A 730-nucleotide genomic window follows, 5' to 3' on the forward strand; every position below is an offset into this window, starting at 1 on the left:
GGCTTGTTCGCGAATCCGGTCATCAAACTGAGTGATCGTCAGCAAGGCTGCCACAGCAACCAACAATCCGAGGGTGATCAGAATCGTCGTCACCAGAGCGATCACATATCGCAGTGTGATTCCACGTTCTTGCACCCGCTCGTCCACCGACTGGTTTGCTGAGGATGCCACATCGGGGACGACGTTCATCGCGTTTCCCCGTTGCTTTGCCGCCTAGCAGAATTCGTCTCCGCCGGGTCGGTTAAATTTGGCTCGGTTAAATTTGGCTCGGTTAAATTTGGCTCGGTTAAATTTGGCTCGGTTAAATTTGGCTCGGGTGAATTCGTTCGGGGAAATTCGGCTCGGGCCCTGCACCGGTTGCCAACGTGCTGAGATCGAAACGATAATTTGACTGGTTGGGTCGATCCAGCAACGAAAACTTACGAAAATCGGTGTTCCGCCACGTCGCGCGGTTCAGCACCGCGCGATAGGCCGCCAAGTTATCGCGAGTGATCAATCGCATTGGCGAATCGTAATGAGTTGGGATCCTGGCAAGGTCAATTCCGTTGAAAAAATCGTGTAGCAACACAATCCCCCAACCGCCCTCCATCACATGGCCTCCGACCGTCGCAAACAACACGCCACGTGTGATTAGGTCTAGCGCCTCGGGTGTCGCGTCAACTCCGCCGATAATCACATCGATTCCGGGCGTATTTTCTAAATCTCGCATCGCCGCAATCGCACCAATTGC

2 protein-coding genes and 1 pseudogene are annotated in these 730 nt (G+C 53.8%); all 3 read right to left on the reverse strand.

Annotation, left to right across the window (positions count from 1 at the left end):
• A partial coding sequence (locus RMSM_RS26785) for a hypothetical protein (RefSeq protein ID WP_008704216.1) occupies positions 1–189 on the reverse strand: 189 nt, incomplete at its 3' end.
• Between the two features lie 24 nt (positions 190–213).
• Complete coding sequence (locus RMSM_RS43880; protein ID WP_160168386.1) at positions 214–354, reverse strand: pentapeptide repeat-containing protein; 141 nt, start codon at positions 352–354, stop codon at positions 214–216.
• Positions 302–730: pseudogene (locus RMSM_RS41365) on the reverse strand (hypothetical protein); the annotation flags it as partial. The gene RMSM_RS43880 and the pseudogene RMSM_RS41365, both read right to left, overlap by 53 nt.

Origin of the sequence: Rhodopirellula maiorica SM1 (assembly GCF_000346295.1) — a bacterium.
In the GTDB taxonomy this organism is placed as follows: Bacteria; Planctomycetota; Planctomycetia; order Pirellulales; family Pirellulaceae; genus Novipirellula; species Novipirellula maiorica.